Source organism: Pseudothioclava arenosa (assembly GCF_002358085.1).
GTDB classification, from domain to species: Bacteria; Pseudomonadota; Alphaproteobacteria; order Rhodobacterales; family Rhodobacteraceae; genus Pseudothioclava; species Pseudothioclava arenosa.
The window spans coordinates 1-18212 of the sequence record NZ_NTJD01000014.1 but is presented as its reverse complement, the minus strand read 5'-3'; the positions used below and the strand labels follow the sequence as shown (position 1 = coordinate 18212).

The 18212-nt window shown below is 61.9% G+C and carries 5 protein-coding genes and 1 tRNA gene; 4 read left to right on the top strand and 2 right to left on the bottom strand.

Annotated features, from left to right (window positions below; translation table 11 throughout):
• Positions 1–47 precede the first annotated feature (47 nt).
• The 4 genes from CLN94_RS13540 to CLN94_RS13525 all read left to right on the top strand — a co-directional run bounded on the left by CLN94_RS13540 (position 48) and on the right by CLN94_RS13525 (position 13002).
• Positions 48–124 (top strand) — tRNA-Met (locus tag CLN94_RS13540).
• Between the two features lie 281 nt (positions 125–405).
• A complete protein-coding gene (locus tag CLN94_RS13535; protein WP_218837260.1) occupies positions 406–3483 on the top strand; it encodes a ScoMcrA-related endonuclease in 3078 nt (1025 codons plus the stop codon).
• Positions 3483–4799, top strand: a complete 1317-nt coding sequence (locus CLN94_RS13530; protein WP_096434532.1) for an McrC family protein — start codon at positions 3483–3485, stop codon at positions 4797–4799. Before CLN94_RS13535 ends, CLN94_RS13530 begins: the two co-directional genes overlap by 1 nt.
• Positions 4800–5523: 724 nt before the next feature.
• Positions 5524–13002 (top strand): UvrD-helicase domain-containing protein, encoded by a 7479-nt coding sequence (locus CLN94_RS13525; protein ID WP_096434530.1) that lies wholly within the window; start codon positions 5524–5526, stop codon positions 13000–13002.
• Between the two features lie 398 nt (positions 13003–13400).
• Here the strand turns inward: CLN94_RS13525 and CLN94_RS13520 are convergent, their stop codons facing one another.
• Positions 13401–16544 (bottom strand): DEAD/DEAH box helicase, encoded by a 3144-nt coding sequence (locus tag CLN94_RS13520; protein WP_096434528.1) that lies wholly within the window; start codon positions 16542–16544, stop codon positions 13401–13403.
• A gap of 3 nt (positions 16545–16547) precedes the next feature.
• Positions 16548–18137: an EH signature domain-containing protein gene (locus CLN94_RS13515; protein WP_096434526.1), complete on the bottom strand. Its 1590-nt coding sequence runs from the start codon at positions 18135–18137 to the stop codon at positions 16548–16550.
• Positions 18138–18212: the final 75 nt, after the last annotated feature.

The following is an 18212-nucleotide window of genomic DNA, read 5'->3' as shown; positions in this document are numbered from 1 at the left end:
AACAAAACCCCGATCGCAAAAATGCCCTCGGGGCAAAAAAGACCCGTCGCGGGGTGGAGCAGCCCGGTAGCTCGTCAGGCTCATAACCTGAAGGTCGTAGGTTCAAATCCTACCCCCGCAACCAAAAACATACAAATGATCAAACGCTTAGCGCGATGGTATTTTAATACCACCGGCCTTTCCGCGTCTACATCAACGCCACATCAACACCAGAACAGTGAAACCGTGCAAGAATGCATAAGCGGGCAGTCACACGCCGTGGCGGGCAACTCGCAGTTGCGCGCGATACCGGTTCCCGTCATCATCGGCCTGTGTTTCGCATGGTGAAGAATTGACGACGTAGGATTTTGCCCTCGGCTTCCTGACCTCGGATCAGCACCTCTCAGGCAGATAGACGAGCAAGCAATGAAGCAGGATGAGTTCCGGAAGTGGTTGGTGGCGCAGGGGCAGACGGATGCAAGCGCTTCCTCGCGGGTAAGCAGCGCCAAGCGCGTCGAACAGTATCTGGGCGATCTGGACGAGTTGTTTGCCCAAGAAGATCGAGACAACATCCTGAACCGATTTGCTTACTCGGCCGAGGATGAACGCGCGGAACGCCCCAACCCCTCACCTGTTCCTATAGACGGTGTCTTGCGCACGGGTCTTGCCAACCTCCAGCATGCGCTGAAGCTGTACCATTCATTCCTGACTGAACAGTCCAATGTGCCCGACAAGGCAGAACACTTGGCATTGGTCGACCGCCTCACCCGCAAGGAAATCGAGGCGGCGATGCGGGAGTGTGATCAGCTGGGCCTGAAAACCTTTCTTGCCCGCGGTGGCTTTGCCAGCCCGCAGGTGTGGGTCGGCAACGAAGGCAACGAGCAGTCCTACCCGGCGAAGGCAACGGTTGCAGCAGCCCTGGGGCATCTTCCCGATGGTCGCGCCCTCGCGGCGAAGGAATTCTTCAATGGCTTTGGAGAGGCGCAGTCATTCGCCAAGCTTGAAGCTCTGGGGTATCAGATACGGCGCAAGGGAGCAGATGATGCTGATCATCAGGCCTTGCTGGATCGCCTTAGCCGCAAGGAAATCGAAGCGGCGGTCCGCGAATGCGACGAGATGGGACTGGCGGCTTTCCTTGCGCGCGGTGGCTACGCCGACGGCGCGACCCAATTCCAAGACGATGCCACAGGGCGTTCCTATCCTGCGAAGGCGACAGTCGCGGCAGCCCTAGGGCACTTGCCGGGTGCCAGGGCTCTCCCCATGAAGGAATTTTTCGACGGTCAAGGTGGCCCGCGCACGCACGCAGTGTTGGAGAAACTTGGATACCGCATCCTGCGCGGTCGAGAGGAAGCGTCAGATCAGACATTCTCGCGCGACCGAATAGAAGCGGCGATGGATGCTTTCGACGAATTTCGTGCATCCGGCGCCCACGCGGATGTCTTCTCAGGTTTTGGCGCGCCTTCCGAATATTGGGTGCGGTCGACCCGCCCCCGCCAAGACAAGCGCTTTCCGACGAAACCGATTGTCGGTTTCCTCCTGGGCAAGGCGGCCAGCACATTCAATGGCGGTTGGAGCCAGTCGAGTGATGCGGCGGCACACCTGCACGCTGCGGGCTACATCATCGTCGATCAGAACGACGAGCCTTTGCAGCTGCCGGAACGGTACACCCACCTGATGCGCGGGGCCGAACGCGCGCGTCTGGTTGCGCTGAACTACTTTATCGCACCGGCGCGAGAGGCCCGGCAGCCTTCTGTCACGATCCGCGCAGGCGACCTGCACGACATGTCGGGCCTTGTGAAGAACTGGGCGAACGTCTGTCAGGCGCTGGAAGGCGAGATGTTCCAGAAGCTTGCCTCGGTCCCGGTGCCCACGCGTTCCGGGCCGGAACGCAGCACCACGACCGAATATACCTTCGTCCTAGCACAGGACGTCGCTTCGAAGGACGAGATCATGCCGCACGCTGTTCAGACTGCGACCACTAACTTGATCCTCTACGGACCTCCCGGCACTGGCAAGACCTACCAGACGGCGTGGGAGGCGGTTCGACTTTGCCTCGGCGAGGACGTCGCCTCTGACTTCTCCGGCGAGAACAACCGTGACCGGCTGATGGCGGAATACCGGCGCTTGATGTCCGAGGGGCGGATCGAGTTCGTGACCTTCCACCAGTCAATATCGTACGAGGAGTTTGTCGAGGGGTTGAGGCCGAATACCGGCCATGACGGGCCGGATACTCTGCCCGACGAAACGGCGCATTCAGCCGGGTTCCGGTTGAAGGACGAGCCTGGGATATTCCGGACGATTTGCACCCGGGCTGAGCGGGACTCCGGAGAGAACGCGGACGCAAATCGGCTTGATCGATCGCGCCGCGTCATTCGACTCGGTCTTACGGGGGCTAACTGGCGAGAAAAGTTTGAACGGGCCATTCGCGAGGAAACAGTCGAGTGGCCTCATGGCGGTGATATTGACTGGTCGCCTCCCGAGTTCGACAGCTGGGATGCAATCAAGACGAAGCGACAGGAGGATGAGCCCGAGATCATCGGGAACCATCCGACTGTCTATGGGACGTGGTTGTTCCGTGGCGCAGAACCCGGTGACTACGTGGCGCTCACCGTAGGAAAGGGGAAGATCGTCGCGGTCGGAAAGCTGAAAGGCGAATACCAGTTCACTCCGGGCGTTTCTGGTCAGCTGGCTCGTCACGCGCGTGCCGTTGAATGGCTTTGGCACAGCCTAGAGGGTGTGAGTCGCGCCGGGATCTACGGCAAAGATTTCACTTCGTTCCATACAGCCTATCCATTGCTAGAGGATCAGCTGACATGGGAGGCGCTGGACACGGTGATATTCGGCCCGAAGGCTGTACCGCAATTTGAAGTGGCGCGGCCCTTCGTCCTGATCATCGATGAGATCAACCGGGCCAACATCTCGAAGGTGTTTGGCGAACTGATCACGCTTTTGGAGGCGGACAAACGCCTCGGGCGGCGCGACGAAATCCGGCTCCGTCTGCCATATTCAAAGGCGATGTTCGGAGTTCCTGCTAACCTGCACATCATCGGAACCATGAACACGGCAGACCGATCGATTGCACTCTTGGACACCGCCTTGCGCCGCCGTTTCACCTTCAAGGAACTGATGCCGAACCCCTCAGTCCTGTCCTCGAATGTCGGCGGTATCAACTTGCAGAAGCTGCTGGCCACGATCAACGACCGTATCGAGTATCTCTTCGACCGCGAACACCAGATCGGGCACGCCTATTTCACCAGCTGCAGGTCAGTCGAGGACGTCGAGAACGTCATGCGGCACAAGGTCATGCCGCTCCTGTCCGAGTATTTCTATGAAGACTGGACGAAGGTGGCCGCCGTTCTAGGGGATGAGCCCAATGCGAAAGAGCCTCGGTTTTTGGAAGTCATCCCGTGGGGGAAATCGCTATTCACTGGCGACGGTTTCACTGGAGAGCGACAGCGCTGGCGCGTGAAAAGGGACTTCGACTTCTCCGAGTTTAAGGTCTGATGACGGCCTATTTCGTCCAAGAATGGAAGAGTTTGCCTTATGGCGAAGGCGAGGGGTTCATTCCGGAACCTTTGGCTGCAAAGCTGGTTACATTGGCAAACACGTCCAGTTTCGCGGGTCGTGGGGGCGGGGGGGTGCTAGAGCATCGTCGCCATGACCTGCGGGCGCGCGGTGTAGTGGGGGTATTGGCGCTGCCGGGCTGCACCCTCGAAATCCTGCCGAAGATCGACGTGGGCGAAAAGGAAGGTTCTGCCCAAGAGACGCGCGAAATCCGCAAGCGCCTCGTCCACATGCTCGCCGTGGCCCTTGACCTGAAGATCGAGACCGGGCGCATGACCGACCTCGACTGGCAGCGCGAAACGTTGCTGGAAATCCTGATCCGCATCTTCTGCGACAAGCTGACCGAGGCGGTTCGCCGGGGCATGCCGCGGCGCTACACGCTGCATGAGGACGACCTGCCGACCTTGCGCGGATCTCTGGATATCCCGCGCCAGTTTACCCGCCATTTCGCAAATCCGGGCCGACTGGCATGCCGTTATGACGATCTGTCCGAGGATATCGCACTCAACCGCATCATGAAGGCGACCATTACGCATCTGGCGCGGATGTCGCGCAGCGCGGCAAACGTGCAGCGGCTGCGGGAACTGGCCTTCGTCTATGCCGAAGTTGCCGAGGTGCAGGTCTCCGCCTTGCGGTGGGACGATGTTGTCATCGACCGCACGAACAGCGCGTGGCAGGAACTCTATGGAATGGCTCAGCTGTTCCTGCGCAACCGGTACCAGACCACGAGCGCAGGGGCGGGGCAGGGATCGGCACTGCTGTTCGAAATGAACACCCTGTTCGAGGAGTACATCGGCCGTCTCGTCGCAAGGGCGTTGGCGGGGTCCGAATTCCGCGTGACACTGCAGGGTGGCCGCCTGTTCTGTCTGACGTCGCTTGATGATGATCGGGCGGTGTTCCAGACGAAGCCCGACATCCTGATTTGGCGCGCTGGTCAGGTCGCCCAAGTGATCGACACCAAGTGGAAGCGGATTTCCGCCCGGATCGACGATCCGAAGCAGGGTGTGTCGCAGGCCGACGTCTACCAGATGATGGCCTATGCTCACATCTACAAGGCCCCGCGGCTGACGCTGCTCTATCCCCACCATGCGGGCTTGGGCGACGAAGAGGGGGTTCGGGCGCGGTACCGGGTGACGGGTCAGGAGACAGTGCTGGAAACGGCGAGTTTTGACATCTCCACTGGCAATGACGTGGTGGATCGCGTCACGAACCGGATCCTGTGTGGCATCGATGAGGCGTCTCTGGTCCTGCCATAATCGGTAGGGGCGAGCGTCTGTCAGGTGCAAATTTGTGCCCGTCGCTAGGCGGGACAAGTGTGGCCGCGACTCCCATCATGAAGCGGCAGCGAATCCCTGTCGCTCGTCGACAGTTTAAACCTGTGAACCGGGCCAAGCGATGCGATGCGCTCAAGGCGTCTGGCGCTTCCTGTGGGGGCATCGCCGGGCCCCTCCTTCACCGTAAGCGCTTCGCTGATCCCCTCCCGCCGCTCTGAGGATCTCTGTGGGAGTCTTGCCGTCGAGATGAGGCATAGGACTGGACGGCAAAATGGACGGCTCTTTAGACGGCTCAATGGATGGTTACGCGGGCCGGATCGAGGTTTTGGAAGGCCGGTTGTCAACGGCGGTGTGAAAACCTGCCACGTGGCGGCGCAAAACCAGGCCAGTGTTTGGGCGACAAGCGCCCCGGCAGCAGCGCTCTCCAGATAGCTGGCGGCTGCCGGGGCGCTTTGGCCCATCGGGCCGAACTGGCGGTAGGTGATCAAGTGTTGTCGGCGGCTTTTCGAGCGCGGCTCTGTGCGAGGCGGTAGCTGGTGCGAACTGGGCAGCGTATCGACGCTGGCCCGATTGCTTCAACAGCTCCATGAGCAAGTTCCGGTACCATATTTGGACATGAATGCTGAAAGATGCGTTTTGTTGTTGTGGTTCAATATATTAGCTGCAACTCTGCAATATTGATGAACTATCCATAAAGTATACTGCATTGCCACTCTCCGAACTTGCCGCTCAGACCGAGCAACCGCTTCTGCCTTCCATTTCCGAGAAGGCGCTTTTGAAGATGCCCTTCCTTGCTACGGTCGAAACGATCGTTTGGACGAGGGGTTTCGGGTTCCTGAAGGTCGAGGGCCGAAAGGACGAGATCTTCTTTCACGCCAAGGCCGCCTTGTCGAACGATCAAGAAGTGTTCCTGACGCTGAAGGAAGGAGACAGGCTGCTGTGCCAGGTCGGCAGTACACCGCGGGAACCGTCCAAGCCCGCTTCCGTGCTCTGGACCCCGGTCGCCGGGCGGGACTGGACGAGCACGGGCACACCGGACAGTCAGACGGAGCTGGACCGGATCCGGCGCTCTCTCTTCGGAAAGGCCAGTACGGAGGAGATCGGACGTATCGTTGCGGCAGGCTGGTATCGCCGCAAATGGAAGGAGGGCCCACCCACCGATCTGGAGGATCCGGTCCTGCAGCAGGTTTACGCCACGGCGCTTGCGGCGCTAAGCTCCGAGGAGCTCACCAGCCGCCTCCATGCGGCGCAAGGCAGCCCTTTTGCCTTCGTGGGGGCCCTCGATCCGATGTCGGATGTCGCCGACCTTTCCGCTCTGCTGGCGACCTTCGTGCCAAGTCAGCTCGCGGCGGTTTGCGCGCCCCGGGCAGAGTGGGCACAGGTCTCGGGACCTCGGGGCAAGGCCAGACGCTTGTCCGAGGATCACAAGGTTGCCCTGCTCGATTGGGCCGTGCTGAGCAGCGCCGGTGACCCCGAGAGATTCCGGGCCACATGGCTGAAGGGCGACGGGGCGCATGAGGCGACCTTCGCGCGGCAATGGCTGGCCTCGGGAAAGCCGGTGCCCCGGCCACTTCTGTCCTGGCTGATGACCCTGCTCGAAAAGGATCTGCTGCAGGTCGTCGACCTGCGCGACCTCGCGTTCCGGGATGCGCATGCGGGCGTCGTCCTGTATCACGCGCTCTCCGACGAGGATCAGGCACGCCTTCAAGAGAGCTGGGCGCGCGATCCCTCGGCGATCGAGATTGCGTTGGAAGACGAGCCCGCGCTGGCGGGACGGTTGCTGCAGACCACCGTGCTTGCGGTCGATCTCGAGACGGACGGGGCGCGGATCCATCAGCTCGGACAGGCCGATCACCGCGGCAGTACGCGCCTCGAGGGCAGCAGCCTCGCCGGGAGCCTGCAACAGGGTCTGCCTGACTTGGTAAGTGCCTTGACGCGGGTCCGGCTGGCGGTGGGGCACAACGCGATTGGCTGGGACTGGCCCATCCTGTCGCGGGCCGTGCCGTCACTGCCCGGAACGCCCGTCTGGGACACGCTCCTTGTCGCCTTCCTGCTCGAGCCCCAAGCCCTGTCTCATGCGCTTGGTGGGGATCACACTGCCGATGCCGATGCCCGCGCGGCTCTCGATCTCTTCCGTCACCAGGCCGAGCGCTTCGATACCTCCGTGTTCGAGGCGATCCTAACCGGACGCTGCAGCTCCACGGAAGAGCTCTTCACGCGGATCGTGGATGCGGGGCCTGACGACCTCTCCGTTGCCCGAGCCACGCCCGCAGTCCTCGAGGCGGTCGATCGTGAGCAGCCCCTGCTTCTGCCGGATCGGCTCCTGCGGCTGCTGGACTGGGTGCCGGGATACGTGATCGCGCCCGTCGACCGGGAGACCCCGCTCGATCCGGCCTTCCTCGAGATCCGGGCGATGCGCCTGTTCGGCGAGCTGACGGCGGCGCAACGGCGGACGCCCGTGGTCGAGGTGCTGATGGCGGTGCTGCAACGGGCACAGGCACAGGGGATCTCTGTGCGTCGCAACATGCTGCCGGGCTGGCTGACGGAGCGGCTGCCTTGGCTGGAGGCCGCGCTGGACGGCGCCACGGGGCTGCCCGACATGGAGTCCGGCTGCCGGGTTTCCCCGCTACCCGCTTCGCTGCACTGGTGGGCGCAGGCGGAGACGTGGTCCGGGCAGGCCATGCTGCCCGACGGGCCCCGGATGATCGTCGCGCGCGCGCAGGCCCCCGTCGGGATTCTCACGACGACCCCGATCCGCGAAAGCACCGTCCTTCTGGACCTCGCCGGCGGGACTGACTGGGCTGTGCGGGATCCGGCAGCGGACCGGCTGGAGACGGGCGGAAGCTGGCGGAGCTTCCACATGATCACCGTGCCGAGGACGATAACGCCGGTAAGGGGACCGGGCAGCCCGCGGACGAGCAGTCCGCTGCTGGTATCTCGCCAGACCACCGTGCGCGATCCCGGCTCCCGGACGCAGGCTGGCTACTGGTCGGAACAGCTGGCGACGCTGCGCAGCCTGCCCGCGGAGAGCGATGCGGTGCCGATCCTGCTGGTGGGCAGCACCCGCAGCCGCACGATGCTTGGCCTGCTGGAAACGGCGCTGGCCGAGCTGGGGCTGGGAGAGAAACAGCCCCAGCATCGCAGCCGGCGCGAACAGCTGAAACGAGCAGCGGCCAACGGGCACTGCCTCGTCGCCGGTCTCGATACGTGGCGCGCCTGGGCCGCGCTGGCGAAGGATGCCGGGATCACCCTCCAGCCGGTCGTCGATGCGGCCCCGCTGGAGGAGTGGTACGCGCTGGAAGCCCCCGCCGGGGCTGCGCAGGAAGAGGGGCCGGAGGACGGGCCGCGTGAGATCTCCACGTCCATGGTACTCGACGGGATCGACAAGCGGGTGGACAAGTGGCTGCGGCCATGGCTGCGCGATACCGGCCTAGAGGAGAGCGCCCGGGTCCCCGTCCTGCTCGACCCCCGGCTGGAGGACACGCGGCACCTGACGGGAGGTGCCTTCAAGCGGCTGGCGGTCGAGCTCGCGCCTTGGACCAGCGAGGAAAGCCAGCGGCTGGAGACCGTCTTCGCCCCGCTGCAGATCGAACGGGAAGAGGCCCCCTCCGGGATGGCCGCGATGGAGCACTTCCTGGTGACGCACTGGCAGCCCTCTGGAGTGGCGGGCACCAACCCCGTGACCGGGTTCAAGCCGACACAGCTCCAGGCCATGGAGCATATCCGTGACTGTCGGACCGACGTGATGGTCACCCTGCCGACGGGAGAGGGCAAATCGGTGCTCTTCCAGGTGCCTGCCCTGGCCCGGGGCCTGCGCAACCGCCGGCTCACTCTTGTGATCTCGCCGCTGCGGGCGCTGATGCGGGACCAGGTCCTGCGCCTGCATGAACAGGGGTTCGAGGAATCCGTGGACTTTCTCAGCGGAGACCAGTCCCGAGAGGAACAGCGAGAGGTCCTGCAAGGCGTTCTCGACCAACGGATCGTGATGCTCTACGTGGCACCCGAACGGCTGCGCGTGGCCAGTTTCGTCGATGTGCTACTGCGCCGGATCAAGGCGGACGACGGGCTGGAATACATCGTCTTCGATGAGGCGCATTGCATCAACCAGTGGGGCTACGAGTTCCGCCCCGACTACTTCTTCGCCTTCAGCTTCCTGATGTCGCGGCTGCGGACCGGCCGCCTACCGGAACCGACGCCGGTCCTGCTGCTCTCGGCGACCCTCACGGCCTCGGACCGTCGGCGGATGCGCGGTCTGCTGGAGAAACTGTCGCAAAATCCGGACCGGCTGCCGCTCGCGATCTGTCCCGATCCTACGACGCAGGTCAGCCCGCTGCGCGCGCATATCCGTGTTCGCACGCGTCAGTTGCAGGGGAACATCTTCGAGACGGACGGCAAGGCGCTGCAGGAGCGGATCCCGGAAGTCGTGAAGGTCATACGTACGGCTCGCAGGAACGTCGAGGAGACCGGGCAGCGCAGCGCGGTGCTGGTATTCGTCCTCTCCCGCTCTCATGCCGACACGCTAGCGGATCAGCTGACGCGCGAGACGGGCCAGGAGGTCGAGAGCTTCCACGCCGGTCTCGATGGCGCCACGCGCGAGGACATCTACGACCGCTTCCGAAGTGGCGGGTTCGATGTGTTGGTGGCGACCAAGGCCTTCGGGATGGGGATGGACATCCCCGACATCCACTGGGTCGTGCATCTGGCTTCTCCCGGATACCTTGAGGACTACCTGCAGGAGGTGGGCCGGATCGGGCGCGGTGTCAGGGAGCGCGAGAAGGCGGGGCTCGACCGTCTCGACGCGCTGCTGCTTTACTCGGGGCAGGATTTCGAGGCGATCCGGAGCATGCGGGCCGAGAACGAACTGCGGGTGCCGCAGATCGACGAGATCGAGAGGGACATCCTGAAGGCGGTCGAGACGGTCGGAGACAGCCCCATAGCCTTTGTTCCACAGGACGGCTTCTCCGTCGAAAAGTACCGAACACCCGCGAAACGCCGGGGCGATGCCACGCGCCTGCGCCTGGCGCTCCACTGGTTGGAGGAGGCAGGGCATGTCCTGCAGGCGGGCACGGTGCCGGACCTGCTCAAGATCCGCTTCTCGCCAGTTCGCCTGAAACGAGTGTCCGAGGAGGACAGCTTGGCGGGGAAGGTCGCAGCGGCCATCTTGGAGGCGACGTCCAACGTGCTGAGCGAGAGGGAGCTGGCACTTCCGGAGCTGATGCAGAGGATCTTGCGCAGCGTTGGTCTGCGGACCGGTGACGACGACGAGCGCTCCGGGGAACGCAAGGCCGTCATCAATCTATCCCGGATCCGCCGCCACTGCCGGATGGAGAGCCTCGACGTGACCATGTCCGTGATCGCGGACCTCGCGCGCCGCGAGGCACTGACGCCCGTCTGGTTGATCGATTACACGACGCGGCCCGTGTTGTCCGAGAGCGAGGCACATATCCGGACCCTGATGGAGCGGGTGACGGAGGCGGTGCGCCGGTTGCTCGGAGAGCTTCGCGGCACGGGCAGGTTCCGCTTCGACCCGCATGACTGGTACGATCCGGCGCCGTTCCGGCTGGTCGATCCCGAGGTTCGGAAACTTCCGAGGCAGTCCCGCGAACAGGTCGAACTCATCTTGCGGGAAGACCGGTTCCGGCGCAGCTACATCAACGGCTTCCGCACCTTAGCCCGGGTTGTCGGGATCCGCCTCAAGCAGGGGCTCGACCCGAAGAGCAATAGTCTCTACTGGCAGGCCCGCTGCCCGGACGCCGAAGGCCGGATCGCGGCGCAGCGTCTCGATCACATCTTGCCGCAGGCCGCAGCCCTGTCGCGCCTGTTCCCCCCGAGCCCGAAGGACGGGAGCCTCGAGGTCGCGGATCTCATCACCCGGATGCAAGAGGCGCATCCCGCCGGGACCTTCCACGCTTCGGATCTCTCCAGCCTGATCCGCCTGCTGTCCTCGCTCGGGCTCGTGAGCACCTCGCCCGACCTGTTGCCGCCGTCCTACGTGCTGCAGCCGCAAGGGCGCGTGCCGGGGTTGGGGCAATACCCCGATCTGGTCGAGGAACTCGACAGCGTCAACCGCTTCGCCGAGACGCGGATCTTCGGCATGGAGGTCCATGCCAACCTACCCGAAGACGCGCGGGACCGGTTCGTGCCGGGCTACTTCGCCTGCACCGACGTGGATGCGCTCAAGGGCTTCGTCGACGAGCAACTGGGCGAGATCGAGGACGAGACCGGGATCTTCGCCGAGAAGCGCGACCAGCTCCGGGCGACCCGTGCGTCGGAGTTCTTCGATTTCTACCGGACCTCACCGGAACCGGCGCAATGGGCGGCGATGCAGCACCCTTTTGACCGCAACCTGCTGGTGAATGCGGGACCGGGCGCGGGCAAGACCTCGGTGCTCGTGGGCCGGATCGTACATCTTATCCGCGAGCAGCATGTCAAACCGTCCGAGATCATGGTGCTAGCCTTCAACCGTGCCGTGGTCTTCGAGATCCGCAAGCGGGTTCGGGACCTGTTCCGTTCGCTCGGCTACGCGGCCTATGCGTCCCGCGTCCGGGTTCATACCTTCCACGGTCTCGCGATGCGCCATCTGGGGGACACGGCCCCGTCCGAGCCCGAAGAGCTCCTGCCGACCTTCGCCCGAAGGATGACACGGGATGCGGCCTTCAGGGCCAACGTGGCCGGCGAGTGCCGGGCGCTTCTGGTCGACGAGTTCCAGGACGTCAACGAGGAGGTCTACGAGATCATCCATGCGCTGCATGCGGGGAGCGGGGACCGGGCCGGGGTCATGGCGATCGGGGATGACGATCAGGACATCCTGCGCTGGAACCGCAAGCCGGTCCGTGTGGGTTGGGGGCGCCCGGCGGTGGAAGCCGGAGGCGTGTTCGCCGATCATTACTTCGGTCGCTTCCGGGCGGATTTCGGCGGCGCGGACCTGTCCGAGCTGACACTGGGCGTCAACTTCCGCTCCAGCGCGGAGATCGTTGAGAAGAGCCAGGAGATGATCAACGGCTTCTTCGACCGTCGGACCCTTTCGCGGCGGCTCAAGACCGACCGACTGCGCGCCGTAGACGGGGCGCCATTGGGGACGGTGGAGCGTATCGATGCGCGGGGCTGGAGCTGGGAGCGGACGCTGGAAGAGGTCCGCGCCTCCAGCCGGCGGCTCCTGTCGGAGAACCCGGGATCCCTCGCGGTCCTGTGCCGTTCCAACGACGAGGTGGCCAGTGTCCACCGGGCCCTCTCCGGCGTCTTCCCCGTCGTCACGGTGCAGAGCAGCGACAACATCGCGATCCGCTCGCTCCGCCATGTGGCCCTCTGGCTGGATCTGCTCGAACGCGAGATCGTACAGCAGGACCAGGCCCTCACCGATCCGCTGCGGGCGCGCCTGCTGGAGGCCTTCCACGCGGAGACGGACATTCCCGAAACCCGTGCCGGAGGCCGGATGGCCCCGGATCTCTCCGTACTGTGGGACCTCTGCGCACAGGAGACCGTCTTCCCCTATCTCTCGACGCTGGTCGAATTCCTGAAGGATCTGCGCAGCGACGAGTTGCAGCGCCTCCTCGGTGCCACGCGCCCCGAGGGCGAGATCCTCGTCTCCACGATCCACAAGGTAAAGGGACTGGAATACGACAACGTCGTGGTGCTGCCGTCCCGCATGTCCTTCGGCGACAGGAGCGCAGAGATCGAGGCGGATGCGGCGGAAGAAGCGCGGCTGCTCTACGTGGCGCTGACCCGCGCGAAGTCCCGGCTGGTGTTCCATCTGGGAGATCGCGAGTATTCTTGGGCGGGAAAGACGATCAAGAAGTTTACGGGCGCGCAGGCCGGTGGCCGCATCCTGACCGGAACACCGAAGGAGGTTTTCATCAGCTGGTCGATGAACCGGTCACACTCCAATGCGGATCCCGGGCGCACCCAGACCTATATCGAGACATTCGTGGCGGTCGGTGATCCGATCCTGATTGAGGCGCCGGACCGATGGGCCGGGAAGGCGCTGATGCACCAGTCGGAAACGGAGGGCAGTCGCCAGATCGGGGTGCTGTCCAAGGCAGTCGGGCAGGGAGGCGCCGTCACTGATCTGAAAGTCAGTGCAGTGATCCGCTACGAGCCAAAGCCCGACGACCGAGCTCAGCCCTGTCCCAGGGTCGCGACGCAGGGCTGGGGCTATGTCGTACTGGTCGAAGGGGTGCTGCGCTGAGGCCCGAGGCTGCCAGATCCCGCTCCGGCGGATTACCCTGCGGTCGCCTGTGCTTGCGTCATGGCTGGCCTCAGGTGATACGCAGGGAGGGGGACGCGATGTCCGGATTGTCGAGGAGGTTCGGAGTGCTGGGGCCGGCGGGCCGTTCGGGCGCTTGAATGACCTACGTCCGGCCCGGCGTGAGAGAGGACGGAGGAATGGGCCGCCCGAAAGCGTACACTTTCACCGTGTCAAGGCACATCGAAGTGCCCAATTCCTTGTGCTTCAAGGTACGGGGTGATCCTAGTTAGGCCCTTTAAACCTATACATATAGCTTTTTATTCTTCAGGAGAAGAAAGGATCGGAGCGCTGAAATCACCTTGCGTAGACTGGTTCGAATCCTTCTGACAGCACCTCTATTAATCATATCGATAACTGCGATCAGCGCGCTGCTCTGGCGGTGTCACCTGATCCCGTTCGAAAGTCCGCAGGATCGCGGAATGTATAGGATCGCCTACATTCATTGATCTGACTTCTTCCGCCAGCATCTTCTGGAGTTGCTCTGCATCCGCTTCCGTGTCGCCCATCGGCCAGAGGGCAGAAGAGGCGAGCTTCCGCTTTCTAGTCATGAGGCTGTGCAACAGGCAGTCAAAGCTCTTCTCACGGAAGTCCCCGTGGATCGCCATCGGGATGTGGATCGTGACCTCTTTAGTCTGACCGATACGGTGAACACGGTCGTTGCACTGCTCCTCGACAGCGGGATTCCACCAGCGACTCAGGTGGATAACATGCGTTGCGGCCGTCAATGTCAGACCTGTACCCGCTGCTTTCGGACCCAGAACGAGGACATCGAATCCTTGGTCATGTTCAAGATGTGACTGGAAGCGGTTCACGATGTCCTGTCGCTTGTAGACAGGGGTCGATCCATTGATGAGGTCGATGTGTCTCAGACCGTATCGCATCTTCAAAAGTTCGATGAAGCGATACTGCATCTGGATATGTTCTATGAAGACTAACACTCGTTCCCGACGGGCATGGATGGCATCCATGATGTCGAAGCAGGCTTTCAGCCTTCCTGAGAGCGCGATAAATTCCTCGGGATTTTCGATGGCGGTTATGGCTGGGTGAACCGAGACCGAACGGATATGATGCAGCATCTTGAGAGCGGCCCCCTTCGTTCCCGTCGCAAGCTTGTCTCTTGCCCGTTCATAGGCTTCCGCCTGTGCATCAGGCATCAAGCGGGGATGCAGGATCCGTGTTTTGGACGGCAGTTCCTTGGCCACGTCCTCCTTAAGGCGGCGCAGTGCCATCGGCGGCAGTCCTTGGTTCTCCTCGAAGACGAATTCGTAAAGCGCTTTCAGGCGACCCTCTTCGGGCGTGTTGTAAAGCTTTCGGAACTCTGTCAGCGGCACCAAACGACCAGGTGCCAACTGCTCCATGACCGCCCAGAGGTCGGTTGTCGAATTCTCGATAGGCGTGCCTGTAAGGCCGATGCGAAAATCCGCATTCATCGCCATGCCCGCTATGGCGCGCAGTGAGCCAGGGTTTTTCAGAGCTTGAATTTCGTCGAAAACCAGAGCCGAAAAGTGAATTGCCCCGAGAGAATGCTGGTAGTTCGTCAGCGTCGTATAGGTCGTCAGCAGCCAGTAATTTTTGCCTGCACCCGCTGCAATGGCTTCATGCAAGAATGAGAGGTCGAGGTGCTCTTCTCCGTCCAGAGTGTCCTTGCCTTGCGCTCCATGACAGCGGCGCGTTGAAATACCGCTGCCATAAAGCCTGATGAGATGTCCCAGACCACCAGGCGTCAGATGACGTTCGACTTCCTGCTCCCAGTTCTCCAGAAGCGAGGTCGGAGCCACAATCAGGATGGGCCCTTTCGGCTTTGCTCCTGGTTGCGCCATCTGGGCTCTCAGCCATGCGATGAACGAGATCGTCTGCAGCGTCTTCCCCAGCCCCTGTTCATCCGCATTCAAGATGCCTGGCAGGCCCGATTTCCATGCATCCACCTGCCATTTGAAGCTTTCCACCTGATGGCATTTCAGGGGCGTGCGCACATTGTCGGGCAGCACAACAGGGATCAGTGCCTTGCGGGGTTCGATCTTTACGCGCCACTGCACCTGTTCGAGGTTTTCCTTGACCTCGAGGATGATGGGTCCTTCGGGTCCAGGCTCTGGTTGGGGCGCGGGGGCAGCTTCGACCTCATCGGTATCGGACTTTCCTTCCTGCTCCTCGATGAGGGTCTGGATCTGACGGCGGATGGCACGTTCGGTTGTCGGTGAGGCGGCAATATGCTCGCCGTCGTACTCAATGCTTTCGTGACCTTCGCAGATGGCTTGCTGGATTTTCTCCTCGATGACCTCCAGCTCTTCGACAGGCAGCCCCTTGATGAGGCGTGCCACGCTTTCCCCGAAAACCTCGGGAAGCCATGTCGTGCCACTGCCTTCGGTGACGACCATCGACGGCCCTGTGTAGATGGTCTTTCCAGTAACGCGGGCGGAGTATTCCTTGGTCTCGACAAAGGTCGGGAACGCGACCTTCTCGATCATCTCCTCCTGCTGGGCCTCTGTCAGACCATCCAGCACGCTACGATCCCGCAAATCCTGTTCAATGGCAGCCGTAATCTTCTGTCTGGGGTTCCTGATGAAGGCTGCCCGCTCTTCACGGGGCGCATGATGCATTTCGGCCATCGCCTTCAAGGCAGGCGCTGCCGAACGGTCGATGACAAGGAACCTGCCTGAACCGACCTTGTATGCCGATTTGGCGCCTTTGGAGCGGACACGGTTCTGGAATTCTTTCAGAGGTCTGCCAGCCAGTTCGGCCATCGTGACCGAGACTTCACCGTCATCGGTGTCCTCATTTTCTTCTTCAAGTGCCTTACGGGAGAAGGGGACAACCTCGAATTCGGGGTCGATGTCGCTGCCTGTCGGCATGATGGAGAAGCCATCCGCGATCTGCACATGCAGCCGCCGCAGGAACTCGCTCATGCCTATCTGGGCGCTAGCAGAGGCATCCTCCTGATGGAACCCAGGCTCGAGTGCCTGACGGAAGCGGGCAAGGGCTTCCCAATGTGCCTGCAGGTCAGCACCCGTCTTGAAAGACTCCGAAACCTTTATAGCGTCAAGTAGCCATTTCGGCAGCCTGCGTAGCCCGTCAGATGTTTTCAGTATGCAGCCGATACGAGTGACGACCTGCTTCTCACCGAGGCGCAGCCATTCATGGCGCAGGCGGAACTGGTCTTGCCCAGGCACGCCCTCGGCATCGGTCTTGAAGATGAGATCCACGACGGGGGGCAGACCAAGCGTGTTCGCGGTCTGGGCGTCCAGTTCCGCGGCAACATCATGACTCATCCAGATGCTGGTATCGTCTGTCAATAGGCTGTCAGGATAGCTTTCCGCAGCCTGTTTCAGATCAGCGATGGCGAAGAGAAGATTGCGGTCCTTTGCCGAAAGGTCTTCGAGTTTCAGCCCCTTGGGACGCGCAAAGAGGCTTTTCAGGAAGCCAGGAGCCTCCTGATGAACTGTCAGAGTGATACCCTTGTCGTCGTAGCTGAAATCGAATGCCAATGCTCACTCCCTACGGATAATATCAAGCAGCTCGACACCTTGGCGACGAAGCCGCTGCGCCATGTATTCCATGGCATTCTTTTCGCTTGCACCGAGGGTGTGGCCGTTCACGAGCGCCTTCAAGGCGGAGGATACATTCGGTGAAATCAGGCCACGGATGCGGGCTATCCGTTCGATTTCGTTCGCCTTAACCGCCCAGATCATGGTCTCGTAGGGGCTGAGCTTTCGATTGAAGATCGGCTCCACAAAGGCTTTCAGGCTGACGAACTCTTCATCATTCGCACGATTGCGCCGGATCGCATTCGCTATCCTGATCTTTTCCGCAAGGTCGAGTTCATGCCGTTCTCGGACCTTTTGCAGTGCTTCACGGATTTCAGCCAAATCGTCCCCGCTTCGGATCATCCGTGCGCGTAGCTCGTTGACCTCTGCATTTACCGCCGCCGAAGAAAACGGAGCCAGCCCGATTGCAGAATTCGGGGCAGAGGTCGGCTTTGGTCCCTCCTTGGGGGGCTGGGGCGCTGCTTGTGTCGGGGGAGCAGGCGTGTTCGGAAACTTTGGCAAGCTGACGCCCCTATGCTTTTCGATCTCGGGATTGAGCCTCGAAGCAGCATTCAGGTCCGGTGTGACTGTGTAAGGGGTCTGCGGACGTGTTTCAGCCTGCCGAGTCGGCGTGGAGGACAGCGGAAGTGTCGGGGCAGCCGTAGTTGCGGCAGCAGGACGCACAGGCTGCACAGGAGGATTATATACAGGTCGCTGGGGTGGCGGTGTGTATGTCGTGCGAACGGGCGTGGCTCGCGTGTAGCCAGTGGCACGCTGAGGTGTCGGTGTCGGTGTCGGGTGACGGTCGAGGTCATCGTCGCGGGCAGGACTGCGCCGCCACCGTTTCTTCGTGGACATCGGCGTCTTGGAGTGGATCGACTCCCTGACCCATTGCGACCAGGCAGGGATTGAATTGTGCGCCTTCGACCAAGGAGCCAAATCCATTACGTCCGCGTCGCAGTCGTATTCACGCCTGAACAGCTTTGGCGCGACAGGATCATCGATGTTGAAGATGTGCGTCCGATAGTTGTGACATCCATCAACAACGATCTTGCTGCCTATCTTCATGATAAGGATCGAGGTGTCCGACCGCGTGCCGCCTTTCGACTGCTTGGCAAAGCGACGCACGTTATCGGCATATCCACTGCGGATCAGGTGTGTCCGAGCATATCGCTCCGCGCTGGGGCAGAATGCGACCCAAGCCTGTTCAATCAATCCTTCATCATAGAGCTTAAGCCAGAACTTCTTCCGCGGCTGCCATTGGGGGTCTTTCTGGGTGGCATCGACGACGGAGGTGAAAAAACGCAGATCTTCGCGGGTCAACCAGCTGAAAATCACGTTCATGTAGTCTTCGGAGACACCCATCCACAGAGAACGATTGGTGCGGGGGTCGTTATACTGATTGATCAGGTGCTCGGTCACAGCCTGACGGGTCTGGTCAGATGCCGCTTTGCGGACCCAATGGCCCAGAACCGCTTCGATGACCTCTATGGATCCAGATGGGCATTGTTGCAGAAAGGCGGCTTGAGGCGTGACTTCCCCTTTCCCCTTCATGTTCAGGGCACGCGTACGATCTCGGCGGTGCCGAGGGCATTGAAGCGGTTGATGAGTGCGACGCGGATGTGGATT